The organism is Tessaracoccus flavus, from assembly GCF_001997295.1.
Classification (GTDB): Bacteria; Actinomycetota; Actinomycetes; order Propionibacteriales; family Propionibacteriaceae; genus Arachnia; species Arachnia flava.
The window spans coordinates 2,647,848-2,672,015 of record NZ_CP019605.1 but is presented as its reverse complement, the minus strand read 5'-3'; the positions used below and the strand labels follow the sequence as shown (position 1 = coordinate 2,672,015).

At 69.5% G+C, this 24,168-nt stretch carries 20 protein-coding genes and 1 tRNA gene; 11 read left to right on the top strand and 10 right to left on the bottom strand.

What is annotated here, in order from left to right:
- Positions 1 to 37: 37 nt before the first annotated feature.
- The 8 genes from RPIT_RS12315 to RPIT_RS12280 all read left to right on the top strand — a co-directional run bounded on the left by RPIT_RS12315 (position 38) and on the right by RPIT_RS12280 (position 9,275).
- Positions 38 to 1,702: an ABC transporter substrate-binding protein gene (locus tag RPIT_RS12315; RefSeq protein ID WP_077343715.1), complete on the top strand. Its 1,665-nt coding sequence runs from the start codon at positions 38 to 40 to the stop codon at positions 1,700 to 1,702.
- A 103-nt stretch (positions 1,703 to 1,805) separates the two neighbouring features.
- Complete coding sequence (locus tag RPIT_RS12310; protein WP_068752174.1) at positions 1,806 to 2,771, top strand: ABC transporter permease; 966 nt, start codon at positions 1,806 to 1,808, stop codon at positions 2,769 to 2,771.
- A complete protein-coding gene (locus RPIT_RS12305; RefSeq protein ID WP_077343714.1) occupies positions 2,771 to 4,852 on the top strand; it encodes a dipeptide/oligopeptide/nickel ABC transporter permease/ATP-binding protein in 2,082 nt (693 codons plus the stop codon). Before RPIT_RS12310 ends, RPIT_RS12305 begins: the two co-directional genes overlap by 1 nt.
- Positions 4,849 to 5,637: an ATP-binding cassette domain-containing protein gene (locus tag RPIT_RS12300; RefSeq protein WP_077343713.1), complete on the top strand. Its 789-nt coding sequence runs from the start codon at positions 4,849 to 4,851 to the stop codon at positions 5,635 to 5,637. The genes RPIT_RS12305 and RPIT_RS12300 overlap by 4 nt, the downstream gene beginning before the upstream one ends.
- Positions 5,638 to 5,663: 26 nt before the next feature.
- Complete coding sequence (locus tag RPIT_RS12295; protein WP_077343712.1) at positions 5,664 to 6,581, top strand: dihydrodipicolinate synthase family protein; 918 nt, start codon at positions 5,664 to 5,666, stop codon at positions 6,579 to 6,581.
- Positions 6,578 to 7,507 (top strand): ROK family protein, encoded by a 930-nt coding sequence (locus tag RPIT_RS12290; RefSeq protein WP_077343711.1) that lies wholly within the window; start codon positions 6,578 to 6,580, stop codon positions 7,505 to 7,507. Before RPIT_RS12295 ends, RPIT_RS12290 begins: the two co-directional genes overlap by 4 nt.
- Complete coding sequence (locus RPIT_RS12285) at positions 7,504 to 8,184, top strand: N-acetylmannosamine-6-phosphate 2-epimerase (protein WP_077343710.1); 681 nt, start codon at positions 7,504 to 7,506, stop codon at positions 8,182 to 8,184. The genes RPIT_RS12290 and RPIT_RS12285 overlap by 4 nt, the downstream gene beginning before the upstream one ends.
- Positions 8,181 to 9,275 carry a sialidase family protein gene (locus RPIT_RS12280; protein WP_077343709.1) on the top strand — a complete coding sequence of 365 codons (1,095 nt, stop codon included), beginning with the start codon at positions 8,181 to 8,183 and terminating at the stop codon, positions 9,273 to 9,275. Before RPIT_RS12285 ends, RPIT_RS12280 begins: the two co-directional genes overlap by 4 nt.
- A gap of 162 nt (positions 9,276 to 9,437) precedes the next feature.
- Here the strand turns inward: RPIT_RS12280 and RPIT_RS12275 are convergent, their stop codons facing one another.
- The 3 genes from RPIT_RS12275 to RPIT_RS12265 all read right to left on the bottom strand — a co-directional run bounded on the left by RPIT_RS12275 (position 9,438) and on the right by RPIT_RS12265 (position 12,846).
- Positions 9,438 to 10,715 (bottom strand): IS110 family RNA-guided transposase, encoded by a 1,278-nt coding sequence (locus RPIT_RS12275; RefSeq protein ID WP_077339774.1) that lies wholly within the window; start codon positions 10,713 to 10,715, stop codon positions 9,438 to 9,440.
- Positions 10,716 to 11,396: 681 nt separating this feature from the next.
- Positions 11,397 to 12,203, bottom strand: a complete 807-nt coding sequence (locus RPIT_RS12270) for a DUF2231 domain-containing protein (protein ID WP_077343708.1) — start codon at positions 12,201 to 12,203, stop codon at positions 11,397 to 11,399.
- Between the two features lie 37 nt (positions 12,204 to 12,240).
- Positions 12,241 to 12,846 carry a GNAT family N-acetyltransferase gene (locus RPIT_RS12265; protein WP_077343707.1) on the bottom strand — a complete coding sequence of 202 codons (606 nt, stop codon included), beginning with the start codon at positions 12,844 to 12,846 and terminating at the stop codon, positions 12,241 to 12,243.
- A 129-nt stretch (positions 12,847 to 12,975) separates the two neighbouring features.
- On the opposite strand from RPIT_RS12265, the gene RPIT_RS12260 reads away from it, so the two are divergent.
- Entirely contained in the window at positions 12,976 to 14,046 is a 1,071-nt protein-coding gene (locus tag RPIT_RS12260; RefSeq protein ID WP_077343706.1) for an LCP family protein, read from the top strand.
- A 46-nt stretch (positions 14,047 to 14,092) separates the two neighbouring features.
- On the opposite strand, the gene RPIT_RS12255 is transcribed toward RPIT_RS12260, so the two are convergent.
- On the bottom strand, positions 14,093 to 15,463 hold the full coding sequence (locus RPIT_RS12255; protein ID WP_077343704.1) for an MFS transporter: 1,371 nt from the start codon (positions 15,461 to 15,463) through the stop codon (positions 14,093 to 14,095).
- 80 nt (positions 15,464 to 15,543) lie between these two features.
- Here RPIT_RS12255 and RPIT_RS12250 point away from each other — a divergent pair, with 80 nt between their 5' ends.
- Complete coding sequence (locus tag RPIT_RS12250) at positions 15,544 to 16,167, top strand: beta/alpha barrel domain-containing protein (RefSeq protein ID WP_077343702.1); 624 nt, start codon at positions 15,544 to 15,546, stop codon at positions 16,165 to 16,167.
- A 349-nt stretch (positions 16,168 to 16,516) separates the two neighbouring features.
- Here RPIT_RS12250 and RPIT_RS15080 read toward each other — a convergent pair whose 3' ends face one another.
- Positions 16,517 to 17,758 (bottom strand): hypothetical protein, encoded by a 1,242-nt coding sequence (locus RPIT_RS15080; RefSeq protein WP_157633352.1) that lies wholly within the window; start codon positions 17,756 to 17,758, stop codon positions 16,517 to 16,519.
- Between the two features lie 138 nt (positions 17,759 to 17,896).
- On the opposite strand from RPIT_RS15080, the gene RPIT_RS12240 reads away from it, so the two are divergent.
- Positions 17,897 to 19,075 (top strand): SH3 domain-containing protein, encoded by a 1,179-nt coding sequence (locus tag RPIT_RS12240; RefSeq protein WP_077343701.1) that lies wholly within the window; start codon positions 17,897 to 17,899, stop codon positions 19,073 to 19,075.
- 1 nt (position 19,076) lies between these two features.
- On the opposite strand, the gene RPIT_RS15075 is transcribed toward RPIT_RS12240, so the two are convergent.
- From RPIT_RS15075 to RPIT_RS12215, 5 genes are all read right to left on the bottom strand, one after another.
- The gene (locus tag RPIT_RS15075; RefSeq protein WP_143028245.1) at positions 19,077 to 19,850 is read right to left on the bottom strand and encodes a hypothetical protein; all 774 of its coding nucleotides are present in this window, start codon (positions 19,848 to 19,850) and stop codon (positions 19,077 to 19,079) included.
- Positions 19,847 to 21,769, bottom strand: a complete 1,923-nt coding sequence (locus tag RPIT_RS12230; protein ID WP_077343697.1) for a M15 family metallopeptidase — start codon at positions 21,767 to 21,769, stop codon at positions 19,847 to 19,849. The genes RPIT_RS15075 and RPIT_RS12230 overlap by 4 nt, the downstream gene beginning before the upstream one ends.
- Positions 21,769 to 22,614, bottom strand: a complete 846-nt coding sequence (locus RPIT_RS12225; protein ID WP_218121607.1) for a pseudouridine synthase — start codon at positions 22,612 to 22,614, stop codon at positions 21,769 to 21,771. The genes RPIT_RS12230 and RPIT_RS12225 overlap by 1 nt, the downstream gene beginning before the upstream one ends.
- Before the next feature lie 118 nt (positions 22,615 to 22,732).
- Positions 22,733 to 22,820, bottom strand: a tRNA-Ser gene (locus RPIT_RS12220).
- A gap of 14 nt (positions 22,821 to 22,834) precedes the next feature.
- Positions 22,835 to 24,079 carry an acyltransferase family protein gene (locus RPIT_RS12215; RefSeq protein ID WP_162274554.1) on the bottom strand — a complete coding sequence of 415 codons (1,245 nt, stop codon included), beginning with the start codon at positions 24,077 to 24,079 and terminating at the stop codon, positions 22,835 to 22,837.
- Between the last annotated feature and the right edge of the window lie 89 nt (positions 24,080 to 24,168).

Genomic DNA, 24,168 nt, shown 5'->3' with positions numbered 1-24,168 from the left:
CAGACATCGGATGTCCGATAACTAGGAAGAGAGTTCAATGACGAATCCGCAATTCGATCGCCGGAGCCTGTTGAAGGTTGCCGGGGTCTTCGGCGCCGCCGCCTCGATCAGCGTGGGCGTCGCCGCTTGCAGCCCGGCCAACACCACGGCCACCACCCCTGCCGGCACCACCCCCGCGGGCACAGCCTCGGCCGGCGCCACCACCAGCGCCGCGGCACCTGCCACCTCGACGGCTGCGGCCAGCGAGGACGGCACCATCACCGCCGGTATCTCCTACGAGCTCGGCACCAACGGCTACGACCCCATGACCACGACGGCAGCCCTCACCGTGGCCGCCAACTGGCACACCATGGAGGGCCTCACCGAGATCCACCCCGCCACCCGCGAGGTCTACGCGGCGCTCGGCGCCGACATGCCCACGCAGGTTGACGACACCACCTGGGAAGTCACCCTCCGCGACGGCGCGGTCTTCCACGACGGCAGCCCCGTCACCACCGAGGACGTCGTCTTCTCCTTCGAGCGCGTGCTCGACCCGGCCAACACGTCGCTCTACGCGAGCTTCCTCGGCTTCATGGAGGGCGTCGAGGCCAAGGACGACACGACCGTCACCATCAAGACGAAGTACCCCTTCTCCCTGGTGCCGGCCCGTCTCTCCGTGGTCAAGGTTGTCCCCAAGGCCGCTGTTGAGGCCGACGCCTCCGCCTACGATCTCAACCCGATCGGCACCGGCGCCTACAAGATGACCGACAACGGCGCCAGCTCGCAGCAAGTTGTCTTCGAGCGCAACGACGACTACAACGGCCCCTACCCGGCCCGCGCAGCGACTATGACCTGGCAGATCCTGCCCGACGCCGCCACCCGCACCAACGCGATCTCCTCTGACACCGTTCAGGCGATCGACTCGGTGCCCGCCGCCGACCTCGCCACGCTCGCCCAGACCAAGTCGGTCGCCGCCGAGCAGGGCTTCGGTCTGGTCTTCATCATGTTCAACATGGGGCTGGCCCCCATGGACGAGGTCAAGAACCGCCAGGGCGTCATGTACGCGCTCGACTACGACCGTATGACCAAGGTGGGCATGGCCGACCTGGCCACCCCGGCCACGTCGTTCCTGCAGAAGGAGCACCCCTCCTACCAGGAGGCCTCGACCGTCTACACCCTCGACGTCGAGAAGGCCAAGTCCCTCTTCGCCGAGACCGGCCTGACCTCGGTGCGCTTGCTCGCCTCGAACCACGACTTCTTCGCGGCCGTGCGCCCGATCATCAAGGAGTCGCTGGAGGCCGCCGGCCTCACCGTCAACTACGAGGAGAAGCAGTCGGCCGACGTCTACGGCACCATCGACAGCGATCCGAACTCGTTCGACATCGTGGTGGCCCCCGGCGACCCGTCGGTGTTCGGCGACGACGCTGACCTCCTGCTTCGCTGGTGGTACAGCGGCGACGTCTGGACCGACACCCGCATGCACTGGAAGGGCCAGGAGTCCCACACCAAGATGCAGGAGCTCCTCGACCAGGCCGTCGCGGCCTCGGGCGACGAGCAGCAGGAGCTGTGGGGCCAGGCGTTCGACCTCGCTTCCGAGACCCTGCCGATGTACCCGCTGTTCCACCGCAAGACGCCCACGGCGTTCGACGCGGAGACGCTGGTCGACTTCAAGCCCATCGCGGTGACCGGCCTGTCCTTCGTGGACGTCGGCACCACCGAGTAGTCAATCCCAACTGAGAGGGGGGTCGGCCCGCAGCCCGGCCGGCCCCCCCTCTGCCTGCCCCGAAGACGGCTGCACCCACTGAAGATCAGGAACTTACGACGCCGTGTCCAACTTCATCCGCCTCCTGCTGCGCAGAGTGCTGGCTATGCCCATCATGGTGCTGGGCGCCACGCTGCTGGTATTTCTGGTGATGTCACTGTCGACCGCCGACCCCGCTCGGCTCGCCCTCGGCGAGTCGGCCACGCCGGAGGCCCTCGAGAACTACCGTGAGCGCTTCAACCTCAACGACCCCCTCCTCGTCAAGTACGTCCGCTACCTCGGCGGCCTCGTCCAGGGTGACCTCGGCGAGTCCTTCACCGGCGTGCCGATCGGCGAGATGGTGGCGAGGTCGTTCCCCATCACCTTGCAGCTCACGTTCATCGGCCTGTTCCTCGGAGTCATCATCGCGCTCGTGCTCGGCATCATCGCCGCGCTCTTCCGCGACAAGTGGCCCGACCAGGTCATCCGGTTCGTCTCGATCGCGTCGCTCGCCACGCCGTCGTTCTGGCTGGCGCTGCTCTTTATCCAGTGGTTCGCCAACATCCCGGGTGGCCTCGGTTGGTTCCCCGCGGTGATCACCAACTGGATCAACTTCTCCGATGATCCCGCCGGCTACATCAACCAGGTCACGCTGCCCGCAGTCGGCATGGCCATCCCGCTCTCCGGCTCGTTGACCCGCGTCGTGCGCACCGCCATGGTCGAGGAACTCGACCGGGACTACGTGCGCACCGCCATCGGCGCCGGCATCCCCAAGCACATCGTCGTGGCGCGCAACGTGCTGCGCAACGCGCTCATCACCCCGCTCACCGTGCTCGGCCTCCGCGTCGGCTACATGATGGGCGGCGCCGTGGTCATCGAGATGATCTTCAACATCCAGGGCATGGGCAACCTCATCTTCCAGGGCATCATGCGCAACGACGTCAACATCGTCCAGGGCGTCACGATCACGATCGCGCTCGCCTTCATCATCATCAACCTGGTGGTCGACCTCCTCTACGTGCTGGTCAACCCCCGAATCAGGAGCATCTGATGCTGTCGCCTGAGTCCAGAAAGAAGCTCCAGCAGCCTGGCCTGCGGTTCGAGGGCATCCGCGCGCTGCCGATCAGCTCGAAGATCGCGCTGGCCGTGATCTCGCTGCTCGCTCTCGTGGCGATCTTCGCACCCATCGTCGCCCCCTTCGAGCCGGGTGCCTCCGGCCTCGTGCCCGAGGACAAGATCGTCTACTCCGAGGTCACCATCGAGGGCGTGGGCACCCAGCTCATCCCCGACAACGCGATCCCGCCGGACGGCGAGTTCCTCTTCGGCACCGACGACCGGGGCCGCGACACGTTCTCCCGCGTCCTCCACGGCACCCGGGTCTCGCTGCTCGTCGGGCTGGCCGCCACCGGGCTGGCGCTCGTCGTCGCCGCGGTGCTCGGCTCGATCGCCGGCACGGCCCGCAAGACCGTCTCCGAGGTGCTGATGCGCACGCTCGACATCGTCATGAGCTTCCCCGGCATCGCGCTAGCCGCTGTCATGGTGACCGCGCTGTCGTCGCGGCTGCCGATGCTGCCGGTGGTCGTCATCTCGATCGCGTTCCTCTACGTGCCGCAGCTCACCCGAGTGGTGCGCGCCAACGTGCTCTCCCAGTTCGGCGAGGACTATGTGGCCGCCTCCAAGGTGATGGGCGCCAAGACGTGGTGGATCCTCTTCAAGCACGTGGCGCGCAACTGCCTGGCCCCGATCCTCGTCTTCGCGACGGTGCTCGTGGCCGACGCCATCGTGTTCGAGGCGTCGCTGTCGTTCATCGGCACCGGCATCAGCTCGGTCAACGCCCCGACGTGGGGCAACATGCTCTCCGAAGGTAAGGCGCTGCTCCTGTCCGGCCACTGGTGGGTGACGTTCTTCCCCGGACTGTTCATCCTCATCACCACGCTCAGCCTCAACGTCTTGTCCGAGGGCCTCACGGACTCGTTCGCGTCGCCGCGGATCAAGACGAAGGTCAACGTGCAGTCCGACGAGGACAAGCTGAAGGGCGAGGTCGGCGCCGCCGGCATCGCGGCCTCCCACATCTCCCAGGTCGACTCCCTCAGGTCGCGGCTGGCAGCGCTCAGGGAGGCCGAACTGGCCCGCAGCGACCGGCTCGTGCTCGCCAACCCCGACGCCAAGCCGCTGCTGGAGGTCAAGAACCTCTCGATCTCCTTCCCCGGCGCGCACGGTGAGGTGAGGATCGTCGACGACGTGAGCTTCACCGTCCGCGAAGGCGAGACGATGGGCCTGGTCGGCGAGTCGGGCTGCGGAAAGTCGATCACCTCGATGGCGATCATGGGCCTCCTGCCCGAGAACGCCCGGATCGAGGGCTCGGTCAAGTTCGACGGGCGCGAGCTGCTGACGCTCGGCCCGAAGGACCGCAACGATCTCCGCGGCCACGAGATGAGCATGATCTACCAGGACGCGCTGAGCTCGCTCAACCCGTCGATGCTCATCCGCGCGCAGATGAAGCAGCTCACCAAGCGGGGCGGCCAGCGCACGGCCGAGGAACTGCTGGAGCTGGTCGGGCTCGATCCGGTCCGCACGCTCAAGTCCTACCCCCACGAGCTCTCCGGCGGCCAGCGCCAGCGTGTGCTGATCGCCATGGCGCTCACCCGCAACCCGCGCCTAGTCATCGCCGACGAGCCCACCACGGCCCTCGACGTCACCGTCCAGGCCCAGGTGGTGGATCTGCTCAACGAGCTGCGCGAGAAGCTCGGCTTCGCGATGGTGTTCGTGTCGCACGACCTGGCGCTCGTCGCCGAGGTGGCGCACCGCATCACCGTCATGTACGCCGGCCAGGTGGTCGAGCAGGCTGTCACCAGGGAGCTGCTCACCAACCCGACCCACGAGTACACCCGCGGCCTGCTCGGCGCGGTGCTCTCGATCGAGTCCGGCACCGGCCGCCTGCACCAGGTGCCCGGCGTCGTGCCCAGCCCGCGCGAGTTCGTCGCCGGCGACCGGTTCGCCCCGCGCTCCTCGCACCCGCAGGCCGGCCTCACCGAGAAACCGACCCTGCATCTGGTGCCCGGCACCGATGACCACTTCTACGCGAGCACCAGCGAGCTCGACGCCCTGCTGGAGAAGGAGGGACTGCGATGAGCACCACCCCCGTCGTCGACCTGCGCGACGTCCACGTCGTCCACAAGTCGCGCACCGGCAAGCTGTTCCGTCCCGACCGGGTGCACGCCGTCAACGGCGTCAACATCTCGGTCAGCAAGGGCGAGACGCTCGGCCTGGTGGGCGAGTCCGGCTGCGGAAAGTCGACCCTGGCGCGAGTCATGGTGGGCCTCCAGCCCGTCACCTCCGGCGAGGTGCGTTTCAAGGGCGAGCAGATGAAGCTGAATGCCGCCGGCAGGAAGAAGCTGGGGCGGGCCGTCTCCGTGGTCTTCCAGGATCCGGCCACCGCGCTCAACCCTCGCATGATCGTGCGCGACACCCTGCTCGACCCGTTCAAGGTGCACGGCGTGCTCGAGCCCTCCGAGCGGGAGAACCGCGTCAAGGAGCTGCTCGACCTCGTCGGTCTGCCGCAGTCGGCCCTCGACGTGCTGCCCCGGCAGATCTCGGGCGGCCAGCGGCAGCGCGTCGCCATCGCCCGCGCGCTGGCTCTGGACCCGGACGTCATCATCGCCGACGAGCCGACCTCGGCCCTCGACGTATCGGTGCGCGCCCAAGTGCTCAACCTGCTGAGCGACCTGAAGGACCAGCTCGGGCTGGGGCTGGTCTTCATCAGCCACGACATCAACACCGTGCGCTACATCTCCGACCGCATGGCAGTCATGCTGGCCGGGCAGATCGTCGAGACCGGACAGGCCGACCAGATCTTCGCCAACCCCACCCACGAGTACACGCGGACGCTGCTCAGCGCCGTGCCTTCCCTCCTGTGACAAGAGAAACGGAACAACAGATCACCATGCCCAATTTCCGCGGGATCGTGCCCCCGGTCATCACGCCCATGCACACCGACGGCTCGGTCGACTTCGAGAGCCTGGACCGGCTCGTCGACCACCTCATCGACGGCGGCATGCACGGCCTCTTCATCCTCGGCTCGTCTGGGCAGGTGGCCTACCTGACCGACTCCGAGCGCGATGAGGTCACCGCCCGCTGCGTCAAGCGCGCCGCCGGCCGGGTGCCGGTGCTGGTCGGCACACCCGACTTCACCGCCCGCCGCATCGCCGAGACCGCCAAGCGCGCCGAGGACCTCGGGGCCGACGCAGTCGTCGTCACCGCCCCGCTGTACGCCCTCAACGACGTCGCGGAGATCGAGCGTCACTTCCGGATCATCGCCGAGGCGGTGAGCGTGCCGGTCTTCGCCTACAACGTGCCCGTCCGCGTGCACAGCTACCTCGGCCTCGCCACGCTGATGAACCTGGCCAAGGACGGCGTCATCGCGGGCGTCAAGGACTCCTCGGGCGACGACGTCGGCTTCCGCCGCCTCGTGGCCGCCAACCGCGCCGCCGGGCACCCGCTCGAGCTCCTCACCGGCCACGAGGTCATGTGTGACGGGATGTTCCTGCTGGGCGCCGACGGCGCCGTGCCGGGACTCGGCAACGTCGACCCCGCCGGGTACGCCCGTATGTGGGACGCGGCGCAGGCCGGCGACTGGGTGGCCGTCCGCGACGAGCAGGACCGCATCGCGCGTCTGTTCGAGATCGCCTTCGTCCCGCAGGGCCGCTCCGGCGACGCCGGCGGCATCGGGGCGTTCAAGCAGGCACTGGCCAGCCTCGGCATCATCGCCTCCGGCGCCATGCCGGCGCCGATGGAGCCCCTCACCAGCGACGACGTCGCCGGTATCGAGACGATCCTGCGCGAGGTCGGGCTGCTGGCATGAGCCACGTCGTCGGGGTTGACCTGGGGGGCACCAAGACGGCCGCGGCCCGCGTCGCCCCTGACGGAACGCTCGGTGAGATCGTCTCCGCCCCCACCCCCGCCCTGCGTGGGGGACAGGCAGTGCTCGACGTCGTCGCCGACCTGGTCCGCCGGGTCGGGGGCGACGACACCGTCGGCCTGGGCGTCGGGACCGCGGGCGTCGTCGACGCCACCGTCGGCCGGATCATCTCGGCCACCGACACCTTCTCCGACTGGGTCGGCACCGACGTCGCGGGCGGCCTCCGGCAGCGCCTCAGCTGGTCCGACCGCCCCATCGAGGTCATCAACGACGTCGACGCCCACGCGCTGGGCGAACAGTGGCTGGGCGCGGCGCGTGACCACGGCTCGGTGCTGATGGTCGCCGTCGGCACCGGCGTCGGGGGTGCTGTCGTGCTCGATGGTCGCCTCTGGACGGGCGCCCACCACGTCGCTGGGGAGATCGGGCACGTCCCCACCCCCGGCGCGGAGGGCCTCTACTGTGCCTGCGGCCGCCCCGGCCACCTCGAGGCCGTTGCCGCCGGGCCTGCCATCGAGCGGATGTACGGGGTCGACGGCGTCGACGGTCGGGCCATCATGGCCCGCGCCGAGGCCGGCGAAGAGAAGGCACTCGCCGTCGTCGAGCGCGCCGCGTCATCGCTCGGGCGCGCGATCGCCGGGCTGGTCACCGTGCTGGACCCCGCCTGCGTCGTCATCGGCGGGGGAGTGGCGCTCGCCGGCGACGTCTGGTGGGGGCCGCTTCGACGGACCATCCGCGACGAACTCGTGCCCATCCTCGCCGACATTCCGGTGCTGCCCGCAGCGGCCGGTCCCTCCGCCGCGATTCTGGGGGCCGCGAAACGCGCCCTCGACTCCGTCGCGGCCCATCCTCACCAAAGGAGCCTCACATGAACGCCATCCTCGATTCCCTCCGCGGCCAGCTCGTCGTCTCCTGCCAGGCGTACCCCGGCGAGCCGATGCTGGATCCGCGCACGATGAGCCAGGTGGCCCAGGCCGCCGTCACCGGCGGCGCCGCCGCGATCCGGGCGAAGGGCCTGGACGATCTGCGCGCCATCCGCGCGGCCGTCGACGTGCCGATCATCGGCTTGGTGAAGGAGGGCGCCACCGGCGTCTACATCACGCCGACGCTGGAGAGCTGCATCGCGGTCGCGGAGACCGGCTGCGAGATCGTCGCGCTCGACGGCACCCGCCGCGATCGCCCCGACGGCCTGACACTGGCCGAGACCGTCGCCTGCCTGAAGGAGCGCTTCCCGGAAGTCCTCGTCATGGCCGACTGTGGGTCGGCCGGTGACGCCGCTGCGGCTCAGGAGGCGGGGGCCGACATCATCGGGACCACGCTGGTCGGCTACTCGGGCGAGCGCCCGAAGACCGACGGCCCGGACTGGGAGGCGATCGACGAGATCATCGCCCTGGCCGACCGCCCCGTTCTCGTCGAGGGCCGTGTTCACAGCCCCGCCGACGCCGCGGAGTCCATCCGCCGCGGGGCCTGGGGTGTCGTCGTCGGCACCGCGATCACGCACCCCGCCACCATCACCTCGTGGTTCGCGAAGGCAGTGGCTGAGGCATGATCACCTCCGTGCTGACGCAGCGCGGGGACCCGTTCGACGGCGCCGCCTTCACCAGCCCCTGCTACCGCATCCCGGCCCTGGCCGTGACGCCCGCCTGCCGGCTGCTGGCCGCCTGGGACGTGCGCGCCGACTGGCGCGACCTGCCCGGACCCTTCGATGTGGTGTACAGGTGCTCCGACGACCTCGGGCACTCCTGGGGCCCGCTGCGGGTGCTGCGCCGGCACACCGCCTCCGAGGGCTTCGGGGATGCGAGCTTCGTCGTCGGCCCGGGCGTCGTGCACTGCTGGTACGTGTCCTCGGCAGGCCGCAGCTTCTTCGACGCCGAGCCGGGCGCCGGTGAGGGGCTGCGCCTCTGGCTGGCCTCCTCGTTCGACGACGGCCAAACCTGGCAGCACCGAGACCTCACGGCGAGCCTCAAGCCCGACGACGTGACGGGCATGTTCGCGTCGTCCGGGAACGGTCTGACGCTGCGCGAGGGTGCCCGTGCCGGCCGACTGCTCCAGCCGTTCGTGCTCCGCACCGCGGCCGGGCAGCACTTCGCCGCAATGGCCTACTCCGACGACGACGGCACCACGTGGGCGCTCGGCGAGCGCATCGGCCCGGACTGCGACGAGAACAAGGTCACCGAGCTGCCCGGCGGGCGCGTCCTGTTGCACGCCCGCGCGACTCCGCGTCGTCGCTGGGCCGTGTCCGACGACGGGGGAGTGACGTTCGGTGATCCGGTCGCCCACGAGCAGCTCGTCGACCCCGCGTGTAATGGAGGGCTGTCCCGCTGGGGGAGCCAGGTGGTCGCCACAATCCTCAACCATCCGTCCGAACGGCGGGAGCTGGCGATCCGCCGGTCGGCCGACGGAGGCGAGTCGTGGACGCCGGCCCTCGGAATCGACGACGGCGCCTGCGCCTACTCGGTGGCCCTCGAGCTTCCCGACGGCGCCCTGGCCGTAGCGTGGGAGTCGGGCGACTACGACGTCATCGTCTTCGCCCGAATCGCGCGCGACGAGGTCGGCTTTGACGGCGGCGAGCCGACGCTCAGAGCGATCCGGGGCCGCGCCGGGGCAGCCGCCCCGCCGGAGGTCGCCCCCGCCCGCTGAGCCACGTTTCCCTGAGTAGCGGCCGGCAAGGGACGAGCGGCCGGTGTCCATTACGTTTCCCTGAGTAGCGGCCGGCGAGGAACGAGCGGCCGGTGTCCATTACGTTTCCCTCACCTGAAAGTAAGTGACCACCGTTGCCGTGGCGCGCGGTGTTGGGGCTTGTCAGGTTTGTGTGAGTAGGAGTCCTTCGGGGGTGGGGGTGATGGTGAGGCCTGCTTGTCGTAGATGGTTCAACGCGTTGCGGATGGCTACTCCGGGGCGCCGTTTGTCGTAGTAGTCCGCGCCGAGTTCGTGGTACGGCTCCCCAGTGGTGAGGATGTGCCAGCAGATCGTGATCAGGGTGCGGGACAAGGCGACCACGGCACGTTGTGAACCGCGTCGCGTGAGTCGTCGGAACCGGGCAGCGAGGAAGGTGTGTTTGGAGTTGGCGGCGCTGAGGGCTGCCATCCCGAGTGCACCCTTGAGGTGTTTGTTGCCCGGGCGGCACGTGGAGGAGTGACGTTTCCCGGCGGACTCATTGAGTCCTGGAGCGACGCCCGCCCATGAGGCCAACTTGCCGGGAGAGTCGAACACGCTCATGTCGATGCCGATCTCGGCCAGGATCTGCTCGGCTGTGGTGTCGGAGACACCCGGGATCGTGCTCAATAATGCCCGGGCCTTGCCCCAGGTCATGGCGCCCTCTGGAGCGGGGTCGTTGTCGGTGAAGTAGCCCTCGATCCGGGCGTCGAGCTCGCTGATCTGAGCGGCGTAGTCATCGATGAGGTGCAGGTGCAGCCGGGCCAGGAACCCGTGATGCTCGGTGAACCGACCCGTCAGAGCCTCGGCGAGTTCGTCAGTGCTGGCCTTGAGACGACACCCCAACCCGGCCAGGACCTGCGGGTCACGCTCGCCCTCGATCAGTGCCTGCAGCATCCGACGCCCCGACACACCGTTGATGTCAGAGATCACCGACGACAGTTTGATCGAGGCCGACTCCAGCAGCTTCTCCAACCGTTGGATCTCCTGACCACTGAGCCTGACCAGCTGGGTACGGTGACGCACCAGATCCTTGATCTCGCGCTGCGCCTGGCCAGGCACGAACGATCCCCGCACCAGCCCGTGAGCCGCGAGATCCGCCAACCAGGCCGCGTCAGCGACATCGGTCTTACGGCCAGGGATCTGACGCACCTGCCGGGGGTTGGCCAACACCACCGACAACCCCGCCTCGGACAACAAGTAGAAAAAGGGCTTCCAGTAATCACTGGTGGCTTCCATCACCACACAGCTGACCTTCTCCCGTACCAGGTACTGACCCAGCTCCAGAATCGACGAAGCCCGAGCAGGCCACGTCGTGATCTCAGTGCTCGTCCGCCGCGACCCGCGCCCCTGGACCCGGACACACACCTTCGCGTCGGACTTCGACACATCCATCCCAGCACACCGCTGGTGAACAACATCCATAACAGCCTCCCTTCACAGGCCGTGATCAATGACCGTCCAGAAGGGCCCCGAGAGGGAGCTACAAGGGGAAAAGATGAACAATCTCACCCGCGTGCTCAAAGCAACAATCCACGGTTCCCGATCCGTGAAGAAACAGCTCCCATCCCAAGCTGAGTAGCGGGCTCGCCCGCACCAGGGAGACGACGGGATGATCCCGGAACCCCTCCACCGCAACCATCCACCCAGGCCGCGGCCCCACGCAAGACTTTCCCCACCCACGGTGCCGGAACGGCCAGAAAGCTGAGTAGCGGCCGGCGAGGAACGAGCGGTCGCGTATCGAAGGGCTTCGTGACGGGCGTGCTTGCCTGAGTTGGCGGGCCGTCGCGAGACGCCCCTCGATACGGTCGCTCGTTCCTCGCTCCCTACTCGGGGAGACGGACAAGACGCCGCTAGTTCCTCGCTCCCTACTCGGGGAGACGGACAAGACGCCGCTAGTTCCTCGCTCACTGCTGTGAAGGGGGCAGTTTGGTGACACGCGCGACCATAGTGGTCGTACGTGTCGCTGTATGGCACCTTTCGGGACGTGACGCCTTCCCAAACCCACAGTGGCGGAACGGCGGGGGAAGCTGAGTAGCGGCCCGCGAGGAACGAGCGGCCGAATATCGAAGGACGTCGTGACGTACCCGCTCGCCCAAGCCAGGTTCAGCCGACGGGGCCGAGAAGGTGTCTGGAGAGCGCCTCGGCGGGGTTCGGCTGGCCGTCGTGCTGGCCGGTGAAGGCGGCGGTGGCGTCGGTGCCGCACAGCGCCTCGATGCGGGATGCGCCGCCGGGGTGTAGGGCGATCCAGTCGGTGAGGTCGTACATGTTGCCGTCGATCACGGCCCAGCAGTCCTCGGCGGTGGCGTGGTCGGCGAGCATGTCAGCGCTGTACAGCGAAGCGACGGTCGACGTCGGGGCCGCGCTTGGTGCGGGTGTCGTCGTCGACGGCGGAGTGGATGCGGGTGAGCTGGCGGAGGAGACCGCGGAGGGGCTGGCCGCCGGCGTCGGGTCCGTGGCCGGTGCCTCCACCATCCAGTGGGCCCAGACCGCGCTTGAGCCGCTGTGGCCGACGGCGATCGTCAACGCCACCACCGCGACGGAGGCGATCGACGCCACCCATCCAGTGGCGTTCTGCGGCGTGGTGGGTTCCTTCTCCGCGCGGCGGACCCACCACAGCCAGTAGCCGGCCAGGAGGAGATAGGCCACGGCCGTGACGGCTAGCAGGGTGCCCAGCTGCTCGTGCTGCACCGGGGTGCCGACCCGCTCGGCCAGGCTCCGCCCCGACAGCATCGCGACGATCGCGGAGACGGCCGCCACCGCCAACAGTCCCAGCAGCGGCAGCGCGAGCCGCGGCCGCCAGGCTGGCCGCACCGTCAGCGCGATGACGCCGACCGCGACCAGCGGTAGCAGCACGACGACGGCGTGCACCACCAGTGGGTGAAGTGGGAGTCCCAGCACGCCGTCCAACATGGCGAAAGTCTAGCGACGGCGCTCAACGCCGCTTGGGTCAGGCCAGCGCCTTGACGAGCCGGTCGCCGTCGGGTTCGAAGCCCATGTGGCCGAGGTAGCTGCGGTGCACCTCAGTGGTGGGCGATGCCGTCACCTTGCGGATGCCGTGAGCGCGTAGGGCGCTGGAGCGCGACCCGTAAATCCACTTGCCGAGCTGGGAGTCGCGGTAGGCGGGTAGCACGTAGTCGAGGTTGAGGTGGAGCGTGTCGCCGTCGCGGTTACCCATGACGGCCCCGGCGGGCATGCCTTCGCGCATGAGCACGAATGCGGTGTCCGACGGCGCCTGCTCGTATTCGGGCTGAGTCTTCGCGATGTCGGCGGTGTGCGAGTGGAGGAAGTCGGCGAGGAACGGGGCGTCGGGCGCGATCGGCGTGGCGCCGAGCTCCGTCTTGCGGCTGAACTCCTTGGAGAGCGCCACCAGATGGAAGACGACGATGGTGCCGTTGGCCAGGATGATCGGGATCGAGCCGATCAGGATGCCGTAGGCGACGTAGAACGCTGAGCCCACCAGTGAGATCGAGCGGATCTTCACGATCGAACTCATCGCGAACGACAACACCACGAATGCCGACGCGATGTAGCCGACCAACTCAACCCAGTCCATGCCCAACTCCCCTCGATCCGGAGCAAGGAGAGTACAGCCAGAGCGCCGAAATGGTGTTATCTTTCGCGACTCTCCGAACTGATCGCCGATGATTGCGGGAAAGTTGTGGGCGCGGGGGACAATGGCGGTATGGGTAGAGCGATTGATGACGGCCTAGAGGTCTTCGAGGACGACGACTACCAGGCGGAACCCCGCCGACGCAGGGGCCCCGGGTTCGTCCTGCTGATGCTGTCGGTCGGCGTGCTGGTCATCGCGCTCGGCGTTGTCGGCTTCTACGCCGCGCGCGGGTTGCTTGCGCTCAACTCGATCGACCGCGACGAGAGCCTCACCCCGACCGACTACACGGGCCGCCCGGCCCTGACCAAGCCGAAAGCCCCCGTCGGCGACGAGGAGCCCGGGAAACCGCCCGTCAACTTCGTGCTCATGGGCGCCGACACCACCGAAGGTGACGCCGGCCGTAGCGACTCGCTGATGGTCGCCCACGTCACCGGCGACAGGCAGGCCGTCTACCTCATCTCCTTCCCACGCGACATGTGGGTCGAGATCCCCGGCCGCGGTGAGGGCAAGATCAACTGGGCCTACGCCTTCGGCGGCCCCCAGCTCACGGTCCGCACGCTGGAACAGATGACCGGGGTGCGGATGGACCACACGGTGAGCATCGACTTCGACGGGTTCATGCGGCTCACCGACGCCGTCGGCGGCGTGACGGTCTACAACCCGTGGGACTCCAACCAGTTCGCCAAGGGGGAGGTGGACCTCCAGGGGGAGCGGGCGCTCGCCTACGTGCGGGAGCGCTACGACCTGCCCAACGGCGACCTCGACCGCGCCTTCCGCCAGCGCACCGTCGTCAAGGCCATCATCCGCAAGCTGCTGACGCCCGAGACCATCGCGAACCCGGTGACGTTCAGCAACGTCATCGGGCAGGTGGCCGACACCATGACTGTCGACGACCAGATGACAAACCGCTACGTCACGGAGCTCGCGCTCTCCATGCGCATCACGAGCGGAGAGTCGATCGGGTTGATGCAGGCGCCGATCGAGGGCTTCGCCACCATTGGCGGCCAGGCCGTCGACGTCGTCGACTGGGACGGCGTGGCTGAGCTGTCTGGGGCGTTGAGCGGCGACACGATGGACGAGTACTACGCGAAGCACGGCAACGCGCAGCAGATTGAGCTGGGACAGGTGGAGCCGCCCGAGTGAAGCTCGTTGAGCGAGCAGCCGCCGGGGACCGACCTGCCTCGGGTCGTTAGACCTCGTCGAGCGCCTGGTCGGTGTACTCGGGCAGGAACCACGCTGCGACCATCGCCATGGCGAACATCGCGCCCAGCACGGCGAACAGCGTTGCGCGGCCAGCCGCACCGACGATGAGCGGCACGACGAGCGGCGCGGCCATGGCCGCGATCCGGCCGAACGCGGTGGCCGCCCCCGCCCCGCCCGCGCGCATCGCCGTCGGGTAGACCTCCGGGGTGATGGCGTAGAGGGCACCCCACGCGCCCAGGTTGAAGAACGACAGCACGCAGCCGGCGGTGAGCGCGATCGCGTAGGCGGCGCCATCGTCCCCCGGAGCGATGGACGCCGCGAGAGTCGGGGCCAGCGCGAACGCGGCTGCGCCCACCATCGAGCCGCCGAGGAACGTGACGAGCGTGGGCCGGCGGCCCCAGACTTCGACGAGGATCGCGGCCGCGAGGTAGCCCGGCAGCTGCGCGAGCGTCATGTAGAGCGTGAACTCGAACGAATCGCGCAGGTTCATGCCGCCCTCGGACGAGAGCAGCGTCGGCAGCCAGATGAAGGCGCCGTAGTACGCGAAGTTGATGCCGAACCAGGTGAGCCAGAGCGCGATGGTGCGCGTGCGGAACCGCGGACCGAAGAGTTCGCGCTTGGTGACCTTCGCGCCCGCCTGCAGCGGGGCATCCGGAGCCTTGTCCTCGTCGCGGACGGTGACGCCGGCGGCTTCCTCGAACTTGGAGACCACCTGCTCTGCCTCGTTGTGGCGGCCCTTGCCCTCGAGGAACCGGACCGATTCCGGCAGCCCGAAGCGGATCACCATGGACCACGCGGCCGGCACCGCCCCGAGCGCGAGCGCCCAGCGCCAGCCGTTGTCCATCGGGACGATGAAGAAGCCGATTAGCGCGGCGGCGAGCCAGCCGACGGCCCAGAACGACTCCAGCGCGACGACGACCCGCCCGCGGATCTTGCGCGGCGCGAATTCGCTCACGAGCGTCGACGCCACCGGCAGTTCGGCACCGAGCCCGAGGCCGACGATGAAGCGGAGCGCAATGAGCATGACGAGCCCGGTCGAGAGCGCGGACAGGCCCGTGGCAACGCCGTAGATCAGCAGGGTGAGGGCGAACACCTGGCGGCGGCCGATGCGGTCGGCCAGCAGCCCGCCCAGCGACGCGCCGAGCGCCATCCCGACGAAGCCGACAGACCCCAGGAAGCTCAGCTCGGTGCTGGAGAGCTGCCACTCGGAGGCGAGCGCGGCCATGATGAACGAGATCAGCCCGATGTCCATGGCGTCGAGGGCCCAGCCGACGCCCGAGCCCATGAGGAGCTTGTTGTGCTTGCGGGTGTAGGGCAGCTCGTCTAGGCGTTGCGAGCGCGTCAGGTGTCCGGACATGCGCGCAGTCTAAGCCCGCCTGACGTTGTCGGTCCGGGAGCCGGCGACGGCGGACCTCACCAGTGCGGCAAGATGGTGCCATGGATCAACCCCTGCGCGGCCTCATCGTCTGCCTCCCTGACGCGTCGTTGGACGACTACATCGGCGCCGTCGAGGTGCTGGTGCAGGAGGGGTTCAGCGCGCTGGCGCTGCCAGCGTCGGCCGAGGCGTTCGGCGATGTCGCCGCCATCTTCGGCGCCCGCATCACCGTCGGCGCCTCCCGCGTCGCGTTGCCCCAGCAGATCCACGCAGCGGCCGACGCCGGGGCGCGGTTCATCCTCGCCGACGACACCGGCTCGGCCATCGCCGACGCCGCGGCCGAGCGAGGGTTGCCGTGTTACCTGCCGGCGATGACCCCGACGGAGGTCCGCGCCGTGCTGGAGATGCCGGTGGCTGGTGCTTTGATCTTTCCCGCCGATGTCGTGGGCCACGCGATGGCGGCGAGGTTTCAGCAGCTCGGCCTGAGCGACCGCGTGGTCCCGCTCGGCGGCATCGGCGCCTACGCGGCCGGCGAATGGAGCAAGGCAGGCGCCCCCGCGGTCTGCGTCGACACCGCCCTTCTCGGCGATGCCCTGACCGGCGGCTCTCTCAGCTCTCTCCGCGACCGGTGTGGTTCCTTCCGCAGCGTTGAGCAGCGCATGCTGGAGTCGAAGTCCACCGCGTAGCTTCCTGAGCTTTGCTCCCTGAGCTTGTCGGTCCTGCTCCCTGAGCTTGTCGGTCCTGCTCCCTGAGCTTGTCACCCGATCCCTGAGCTTGTCGAAGGGTTGCGGCCGGGATCGTGGTCGCCGCCCTTGCGGTCCGGGGGCGGCGGTAGGTGGTAGGTCGTTACCCTTCGACGGACGCTCGCTCGTTCCTCGCGAGCTGCTCAGGGACCACCCTTCGACGGACGGGCTGCTCGCTGCGCTCGCCGGCCCTGCTCAGGGAGCGATGCGACGGACGTTCCTTAGCTCTTGCGCTCGTCACTGCTCAGGGATCGATTCGACGGACGTTCCGCGCGTGCTGCTCAGGGAGCGATCAGTCCTGGCCGCGGCGGGGGCTGGGGGAGTCGGGGACGGGCGGCATGGGCTGAGTGGGCTCGTCGCCGAAGCTGACCGCGCGCCCATCGTCGAGGACCGCCGTCGGCTCACCGGCCCCGCCGAAGAAGGGCTCGTCGTCGGAGTCCATCTCCTCGTCGAGGAAATCGAGCCCAGCGACATCGGTGTGGGCGGGACGCCTGCTGAAGCCTCCCCGCAGCAGCAGCGCCGCGGCGGTGATGATGGTGAGCCCGCCGAGGACCACCAGCACGATCGTCAACCCCAGCCACGGGTTGTCCTCATCCTCGTCGACCGCGTCGACCGGCGGCGCGGTCGACACGGCGACCGACGGCTCAGCCGTGGCCGCGCCCCCGCTGGGCAGGGCGGACGGGGTAGGGGAAGCCACCTCGGGTGCCTGGTACGTCACGGGCACGACGACCGTCGTCGTCGCGGGCTCGTAGGTACCCGCCCCATCGAACGCCAGGGTGAGGGTCAGCGGGCCGTCGGGTTGGCTGGCCGGGATCGCGTACGTCGCCTCAAAGGCTCCTGCCGACGTGAGGGCATAGACGTCCGGCACGTCTCCCTCAGGATCGCTGACGGTGACCTCCACCCCGTCGATCCCGGTGCCGTCCTCGTCGACCAACTGGCCGGTGAGCGTGATGCGGTCGCCGCTCAGCGCCGCGGCCGGACCAGTGGCCGTCAGGGCGGCAGTCGGGGGCCCAGCCGGAGCGGGCGGAGGCTCCGGGGTGGGGGTGGGTTCCGGCTCGGGTTCCGGCTCAGGCTCGGGCTCGGGCGGGGCCTGGGTCGGGGGCGGCTCGGGAGCCGTTGTGGGGGGAGCCGGCGGCGGGGTGGGCGCGGCGGGCTGACCCGCGACCGTGAACGAGCCGGTCGCCGAGGCCGGCGAGGCACCCCTCCCGCCTGCGAAGGTCACGGTGACCGTGTGGGTGCCCCCGCCGAACTGGGCGCCGGAGAAGTTCAGCCGGAAGTCGCCGTTACCGCGCGTGCGCGCCTGCCCCACGTAGGTACCGCCCACGCTCGCCTCCACGACCTCCTGCCGGACGGCCCGTCTGTCGTCGTCGGTGAGGGTGCCTTCGAGCGTCACCTGGTCGTCCCTCGCGGTGACGGTGACCTCGAGCGAGGAGGCCAGCGCGGGGGCGGCGACCAGGCTGAGGGTGAGCGCGAGGCACACGGCAAGTGCACTGCGCAGCGTCCGTCCGAGCATCTTTGAATCAGTCCCGTTCATCCTTTGGGGTGGAGGCAGCCTAGCCCACCGTGACGGGGCTGCCGGGGAGAGGGTTGGGATCACCGGCGTTCCCTCTTTGGTAATCGACCTGTCGCCGCGTATTCTGACACAACCTTAAAGTTTCTCAGGAAGGACGACATGGTCGACGCACGCCGCGCAGCTCCCGACGATTCTGTCGCCGAACTCGGCTTGGTGGTCCCCGCGAGGAGGGCTGCGTCCGGTGCGCTAGCCAGGCCGCGGATGGCACGTCTGGTGATGGCGCCTATCGCGATCCTGTCCGTCGTCGGCCTCGCCGCCGGCCTCATGGTGGTCCCGCGCCCCGAGGTGGCTGCAGTCACCGAGCCTGCCAAGGCGACCGTCACTCTCCCGCTCGGCATCTCGCGCAGCCAGTCCAGGCCGTCACTGTCGACCCCCACCCCGAGCCCCAGCGCCTCCCCCTCGCCGACGACGTCGCCCAGCCCGTCGACATCCCCCAGCCCAGCGCCGTCCCCGAGCGTCAACGCCGGACCCCTGCCGGGCCTGCCGATCGCCCCGACGCCAGCCCCGACACCCACCCCCACGGTGACTGCGCCGGCGCCTGCACCCTCGACGCCCCCGGCCGAGAAGCCGGCAGCCGTCAAGGCTGAGAAACCTGCGGCCCCCAAGGTCGACTACGCGAAACTCGGGGCCGAAGCCGGCACGCGTTACTCAACCGCGTCCGTGAACGTCCGGACCGGCCCCGGCACCGGGTTCGACGTACGCACCTCCATCGCGGAGGGCAAGGCCGTCACCATCACCGATCGCGAGGTCGACGGATGGCGCCAGGTGGTCATCTCCAAGCGGTCCGGCTGGATCAAGGGGAGCTTCCTCACGAAGACGGCGCCGCCGAAGCCGTCCCCCAAGCCTGCTCCGAAGGCGACCGCGACCGCCACGAAGACACAGTCGTCGTCGGGCGGCGGCGAGTCCTCGTCCAGCACCTCGACGGCCGCGTGCGCGAAGGCCAGCGGGATCGAGTCGGGACTGACGTCGCGGACCCGCACTGTGCTCCGCGCCGTCTGCGCAGCCTTCCCCAAGGTGAGCAGCTACGGCGGTCGTCGCTCCGGCGGCGGCTCCTACCACAGCTCCGGGCAGGCGATCGACGTCATGGTCTCAGGCGACTACGGCTGGCAGATCGCGCGCTGGGCGCGCGCCAACGCGGGGTCACTGGGCATCATCGAGGTCATCTACTCGCAGAAGATCTGGACCTCGCAGCGCTCCGGCGACGGCTGGCGCTCGATGTCCGATCGCGGCTCAGCCAGCGCGAACCACTACGACCACGTGCACATCAGCGTTCGTTAGGTCAGCCGACCGCGGCCGCAACGTCAGCGTCCGGGTCGTCCAGGATCAGCAGCCGCACGCTGGTGCCGCTGAGCGCCACGGCCTCTGACCACACCGTGTCGAGCAGGCGTCGCCCCACCCACGTCTCGTCGTCGAGCGAGACCTTCTCCGTCACGGTCCCGACGCAGGCCTCGGCCTGCCGGGTCCACTCCGCAAAGTAGGCGGCGGCGTCGTCCTGGGAGCCAAACTCCAACGCGAGGCCCACCCCCGGTTGCCCGTCCGGCCCGACGATCGTTCCCTCCAAAGCGGCCACCGGCGTGGGGTAGGCGCCGACGTCGGTGCAGCCGAGCGCGATCGCCGCGTAGGCGGAATGCTCGGGCGACGTGGCATGCACCCAGGTGCCGTTGCCCAGATACCCCTCCTCGGGTGAGCCCGGCCTGGCGGTCGGCTCCCACCCGTCGGGGACCGTCAGATCGGCCTCGCTGAGTCCTCCGGCCGTCGACGGGGCCGGTGCCGTCGGCACAGGCGGTGGCGCCGTCGGGGCACGGTCGTTGGGCGGGAGGCTGTTCGGCGCAGTGGGGGGCGGAGCCGGGGCGGTCTGAGTCGGGGACGGCGCGCGCGACGGGCTGGGCTCCGTCGTCGGCGGGTCGGTTGGGGCGCTTGGGGTTGGCGCTGCCTCGGAGGCAGACATGCCCACCGACGGCGCGGGCGCGGTCGGGTCCGACCCGGCACAGCCGGCCAGGACCCCCGCCAGGGCCAGCGCGGCTGCCGAGACCACCCGACGCACGCTGCTCACCGCTTCTCGAAGTGGTGCCAGTCCCACCCGGAGAACCAGCGCCAGCCGTGGTCCTTCATCGCCACCACAGGGGCGCTGGACTCGGTCAGTTGTCCGGGGACGACAGGCGTTCGGGAGACGTGGTCGGTGGAGGGCCACCACTTGCCCGTCGGGTCGCGGTAGGGGTTCTGCCACGGGTTGACATCGACGGCGTAGCCATAGGAATGCGGCGACATCGCGTACGGGTTACCGACGACACGGCGGCAGTTGAACGCAGACGTGTTGTTGGCCGCCATCATGCGCGGGTCGTCGGCACCGAAAGCGTTGGGGTTGGTCATCTGATAGACGGGGAAGCCTGCGTCGAAGGTGCGCCGGAACACGTCGGCCACCTCCGCCGCGCGCTGGGTGCGCACGATGATCTCACCGCGGTAGATGCGTCCGTCCATCGACTGCTGGTTGATCCGCACTGTCCGCAGCCCCGACGGGCCGACTGGGCAACCGGCCCGGTAGGTGGCGGCCACCTCGTCGGCGGTGGTCGCGGTGATCTCCGGATTGGCGAGCCGCGCGCGGGCGAGCGTCGTCGCCGCGGGCCCGGGAACGGTCGCACCCCAGGCCGTGGTGGCGCACACTCTCACGTCCGCCGAGCCCAGTTGGCCGGACCCGTGGCTGTAGGGAAGCGCGTACGAGCCGTCGGCAGCCGTGCGGGCGTAGGAGACGGGCAGCCAACCGCCGGCGGTGCGGATCTGCGCGCTGATCAGGACGCCGTCGACGGCGGGCGTCAGGGCGCCGGTGATGGTGGCGGGGGCGACGGGATCGAGGCTGGTCGCGGAGGTCTGCGTCACGGTCGCGGGCTGCACCTCGATCGCCTGGCTCGCCTGGCCGTTGGCGGAGATGACAACCACCGTCGCCTTGCCGGTGAACCCGCCGGGCACGAGTGCCCGGTACGCGCCGCCGGTGCCCGTCGTCAGGTCTTCCCGGTGCAGGACCGCGCCGGCGCTGTCGCGCAGTTCGACGCGTAGCCACCAGCCCGCCCCCGACGTCGACGTGCCGGTCACCTCGATGTCTCCGAACCGGTCGTAGAGCCCGCCGCTGAAGTCGCGGTGGCGGACCGCGCTGATCGTGGGCGGTGGGGTCGAGAGGGGGACGACGTCGGAGGCCGGTTCCTCGGCCTCCACGGTATCGGCCGGTGGGCTGCTCGGCTCGTCGGCTACGTCGTTGCTGGGCCTCGCGGCCTCGGGCTCGGGGGCGGCTACGGCCGCATCGGCAGTGGCAGGTGCCGACGGCGTCGCGGGTGTCACGGCGTCGACGTCCGCGGGGGCGGGCGGGGAGGCGAGGTCGTCTGCGGCTGGCGCGTCCGTCGGGGGCGAGTTGTCGGGTGCCGGTGCGCTCGCGGTGATCACGGATTGGACGGCAGCGCTGGCCGGTGCGGCACAGAACGCGCTGGTGGGTTGCGCCGGCGTGAACCGCACGATGTTGTTGAACACCCAGGTGGGCACCTTGACGTAGCTGCTGCCGCGTCGGTGGAACGTGTCGGTCCAGATCGACGAGCGGCACGCGCCGTCGCCGGTCCAGGGCGTGTCGCACTCGGTCTTCCACCGGCGTCCGTCCACGACGTGCTCACCGGGCCGGGCGAGGATGTTGTCCACCCACTGGTCCCGCGCGCTGGGTTTGTAGGTGAGGTTGTTGAACGCCCACCCCCGCTGCTCGACGAACCGTCCGTCGGCGTAGACGACGACGCTGGCGTCGATCTCGGTGCGGCAGCGCTCCACCGACGAGGAGTAGGGCTCGCACGCGGTGCGCCACAGCCTCCCGTTGTACTCGTGGGTCCCGGGGGTGGTGTAGACGTCGAAGGGCTCGTCGGCGTCCGCAGTGGGCGGCGCGGCCACGAAGCTCGCGACCACTGCCGCCGTCGCCAGCAGGGCGCGCCACGGTCCTGCCATCAGATACCACCTCCGTCGGCCAACATACGCGTTGGCCAGGTCAGTTGTCGCCGGCTGACGAACCTGCGGTGTTCGCCGTCGACGGGATCGCGGAACTCCAGGGAGTAGGCCAGGAGTCGGAGCGGGGTGGAGAAGTCGTCGATCTCTGTAGGGAGGACCTCGGGGTAGAGGGGGTCGCCGACGAGCGGGATGCCGAGCTGGTTGAAGTGAGCGCGGATCTGGTGGGTCTTACCGGTGAGGGGACGCACCTCATAGAGGGCGTGCTGGCCCCGGACCTCCAGCAGGTCGATCTCGGTTGCGGAGTTCGGCGGGAGATCGAGGGTCTCTGCCTGCATGGTGCCGACGCGCTTGATGAGGTGGGAGTCGACCCGCAGCGGGAAGGACAGATCCGGATCGTGGGGGGCGATGGCGTGGTAGACCTTCACGGCCGACCGGTCGCTGAAGACCGTGTGGTACGCCGCCCGCCATCTCTTCTCGGTGGTCATCAGCAGCACGCCGGCGGTGCCGCGGTCCAGCCGATGGGCAGCGGACAGGTGGGGCAGGTCGAGCGCCTGGCGCGCCTTGACCACGGCGCTCTGCACCACGTGCCGGCCACGCGGGATGGTGCTCAGGAAGTGGGGCTTGTCGAGCACGACGATCCGCTCGTCCCGGTGCAGAACGGTCAGCTCGCCGGGCACCTCCGCCTCGTCGCGCAGCTCGCGGTGGAACCAGACGAACGTGTGGGGCCGGTACACCTCGCGGCCGGTCCAGGGTCGGCCCCGGTCGTCGACGAAGGCGCCTCGGCGGAGCATCTCGTCGACGTCCTCGGGGGAGGGGGCGAGCTTGTCGATCAGCCAGTCGCGCATCGTCGGCCAGGGCAGGGCGTTGTCGGGGTCGCGATCCGGGGTGCGCACCCACGCGGCCTGGAGTCCATGTCTGGGGGGCAGCGGAGACTTGGGTGGCATCTGTACCTCAGGACGACTGTGGCGGCGAGGGTGGGATTCGAACCCACGGAGAGTTGCCCCTCGGCCGCTTTCAAGGCGGCTGCACTAGTCCACTATGCGACCTCGCCAGCGCTTGCCCATGTTAGCGCAGGCGTTGCGGAACCGCGGATTCTGCGGGGCTGGGCTCACGCTGGGCAGCTCTCACCGGCCAGCGGTAGAGCCACGGCAGGCGGTGGCGCGTGGCGTCGTACGCCAGGCAGGCGATGGCCACCGCGCTGATCACCAGGATCGGGACGAGCGGGATCACCACGACGCTGCCCACCCCGTCGTACTTGGGCAGCGTCAGGACGAGCAGCGCGAGGAGCAGGGGGTGATAGAGGTAGATCGGGAGCGTGCGGGCGGCCAGGTAACTGCCGAGCCGCGCCGCCGGCGCCCAGCGCGCGAGGAGGCGGGCGAACACCAGGATCGCGGTGATGCCGACGACGGTGGCGGTCGGGGTGAGGTCGTCCATGCCGCGCTCGTACCTGAGCCAGGCAAGCGGCCAGTAGGCGACGAAGGCGATCAGCCCGAGCCACCAGGGTGCCCTGGCCCAGCGGACGACGAGCGGCCGGGCGAAGGCGCCGACCGCGAACCAGATCCAGAAGATGCAGAATCGGATCAGGGTCAGCATGGCGTCGTTGAGGAAGACGCCGCCGATGTCTCTCGGCATGGGTCCGGACCAGAAGTACAGCAACACCCCGAGCGCCACCGCGAAGAGCGGAGCGCCGCGCAGCATCCGCGCGGTGAGGAAGAACGCCACCAAGAGGGGCAGGTACCAGTAGTTGCCCGCGAAGTTGACGAGCCACCCGGCCTGGCGAGGGAGGTAGCCGAACGGGTCGGTGGCCACGTAGGCCAGCGCGAACGGCACGGCGAGCAGGGCCGTCCACAGCACGAACGGCCACAGGATGTCGGCCACCCTCGGCCGCCACACCGCGCGCCACGGACGGTGGAGCGCCCGGACGGAGAGCATGCCGGAGATCAGAAAGAACAGCGGCATCCGCACGGGCAGCAGCCAGGTGGTGAAGCTGGCGTAGAGGCCCGCCGCCCGGTTGGTGCCGACCATGAGGTGGCCCATGGTGGTGGGGCTGACGTGATACGCCACGACCAGCACCACCGCGATCGCCTTGGCGAGGTCTGCCCAGGCCAGTCGACGTGCGTCGACCTCGGGGATGGATCCCTGCCTCCCGTTCAAGTGGCGCGCCGCCGCGACGATCGCGACGGCTACAGCGAGGAACCCCGCGAGCGAGCCCAGCGCCGTCCACCCGTTCAGCCGCAGCAGCGGTTCCACCAGGAACTGGGAAACAACGACGGCGGCGGCCGCCAGTACCACCTGCAAAGCTCTACTCATCCCGGCCGAGTCTAGGCACCCTGGGCGGATGACTTCCTTCCGGTCGTCCTGAAGAAATGAGGTGCCAGCGCGTATAGAGCCGTCGAGGG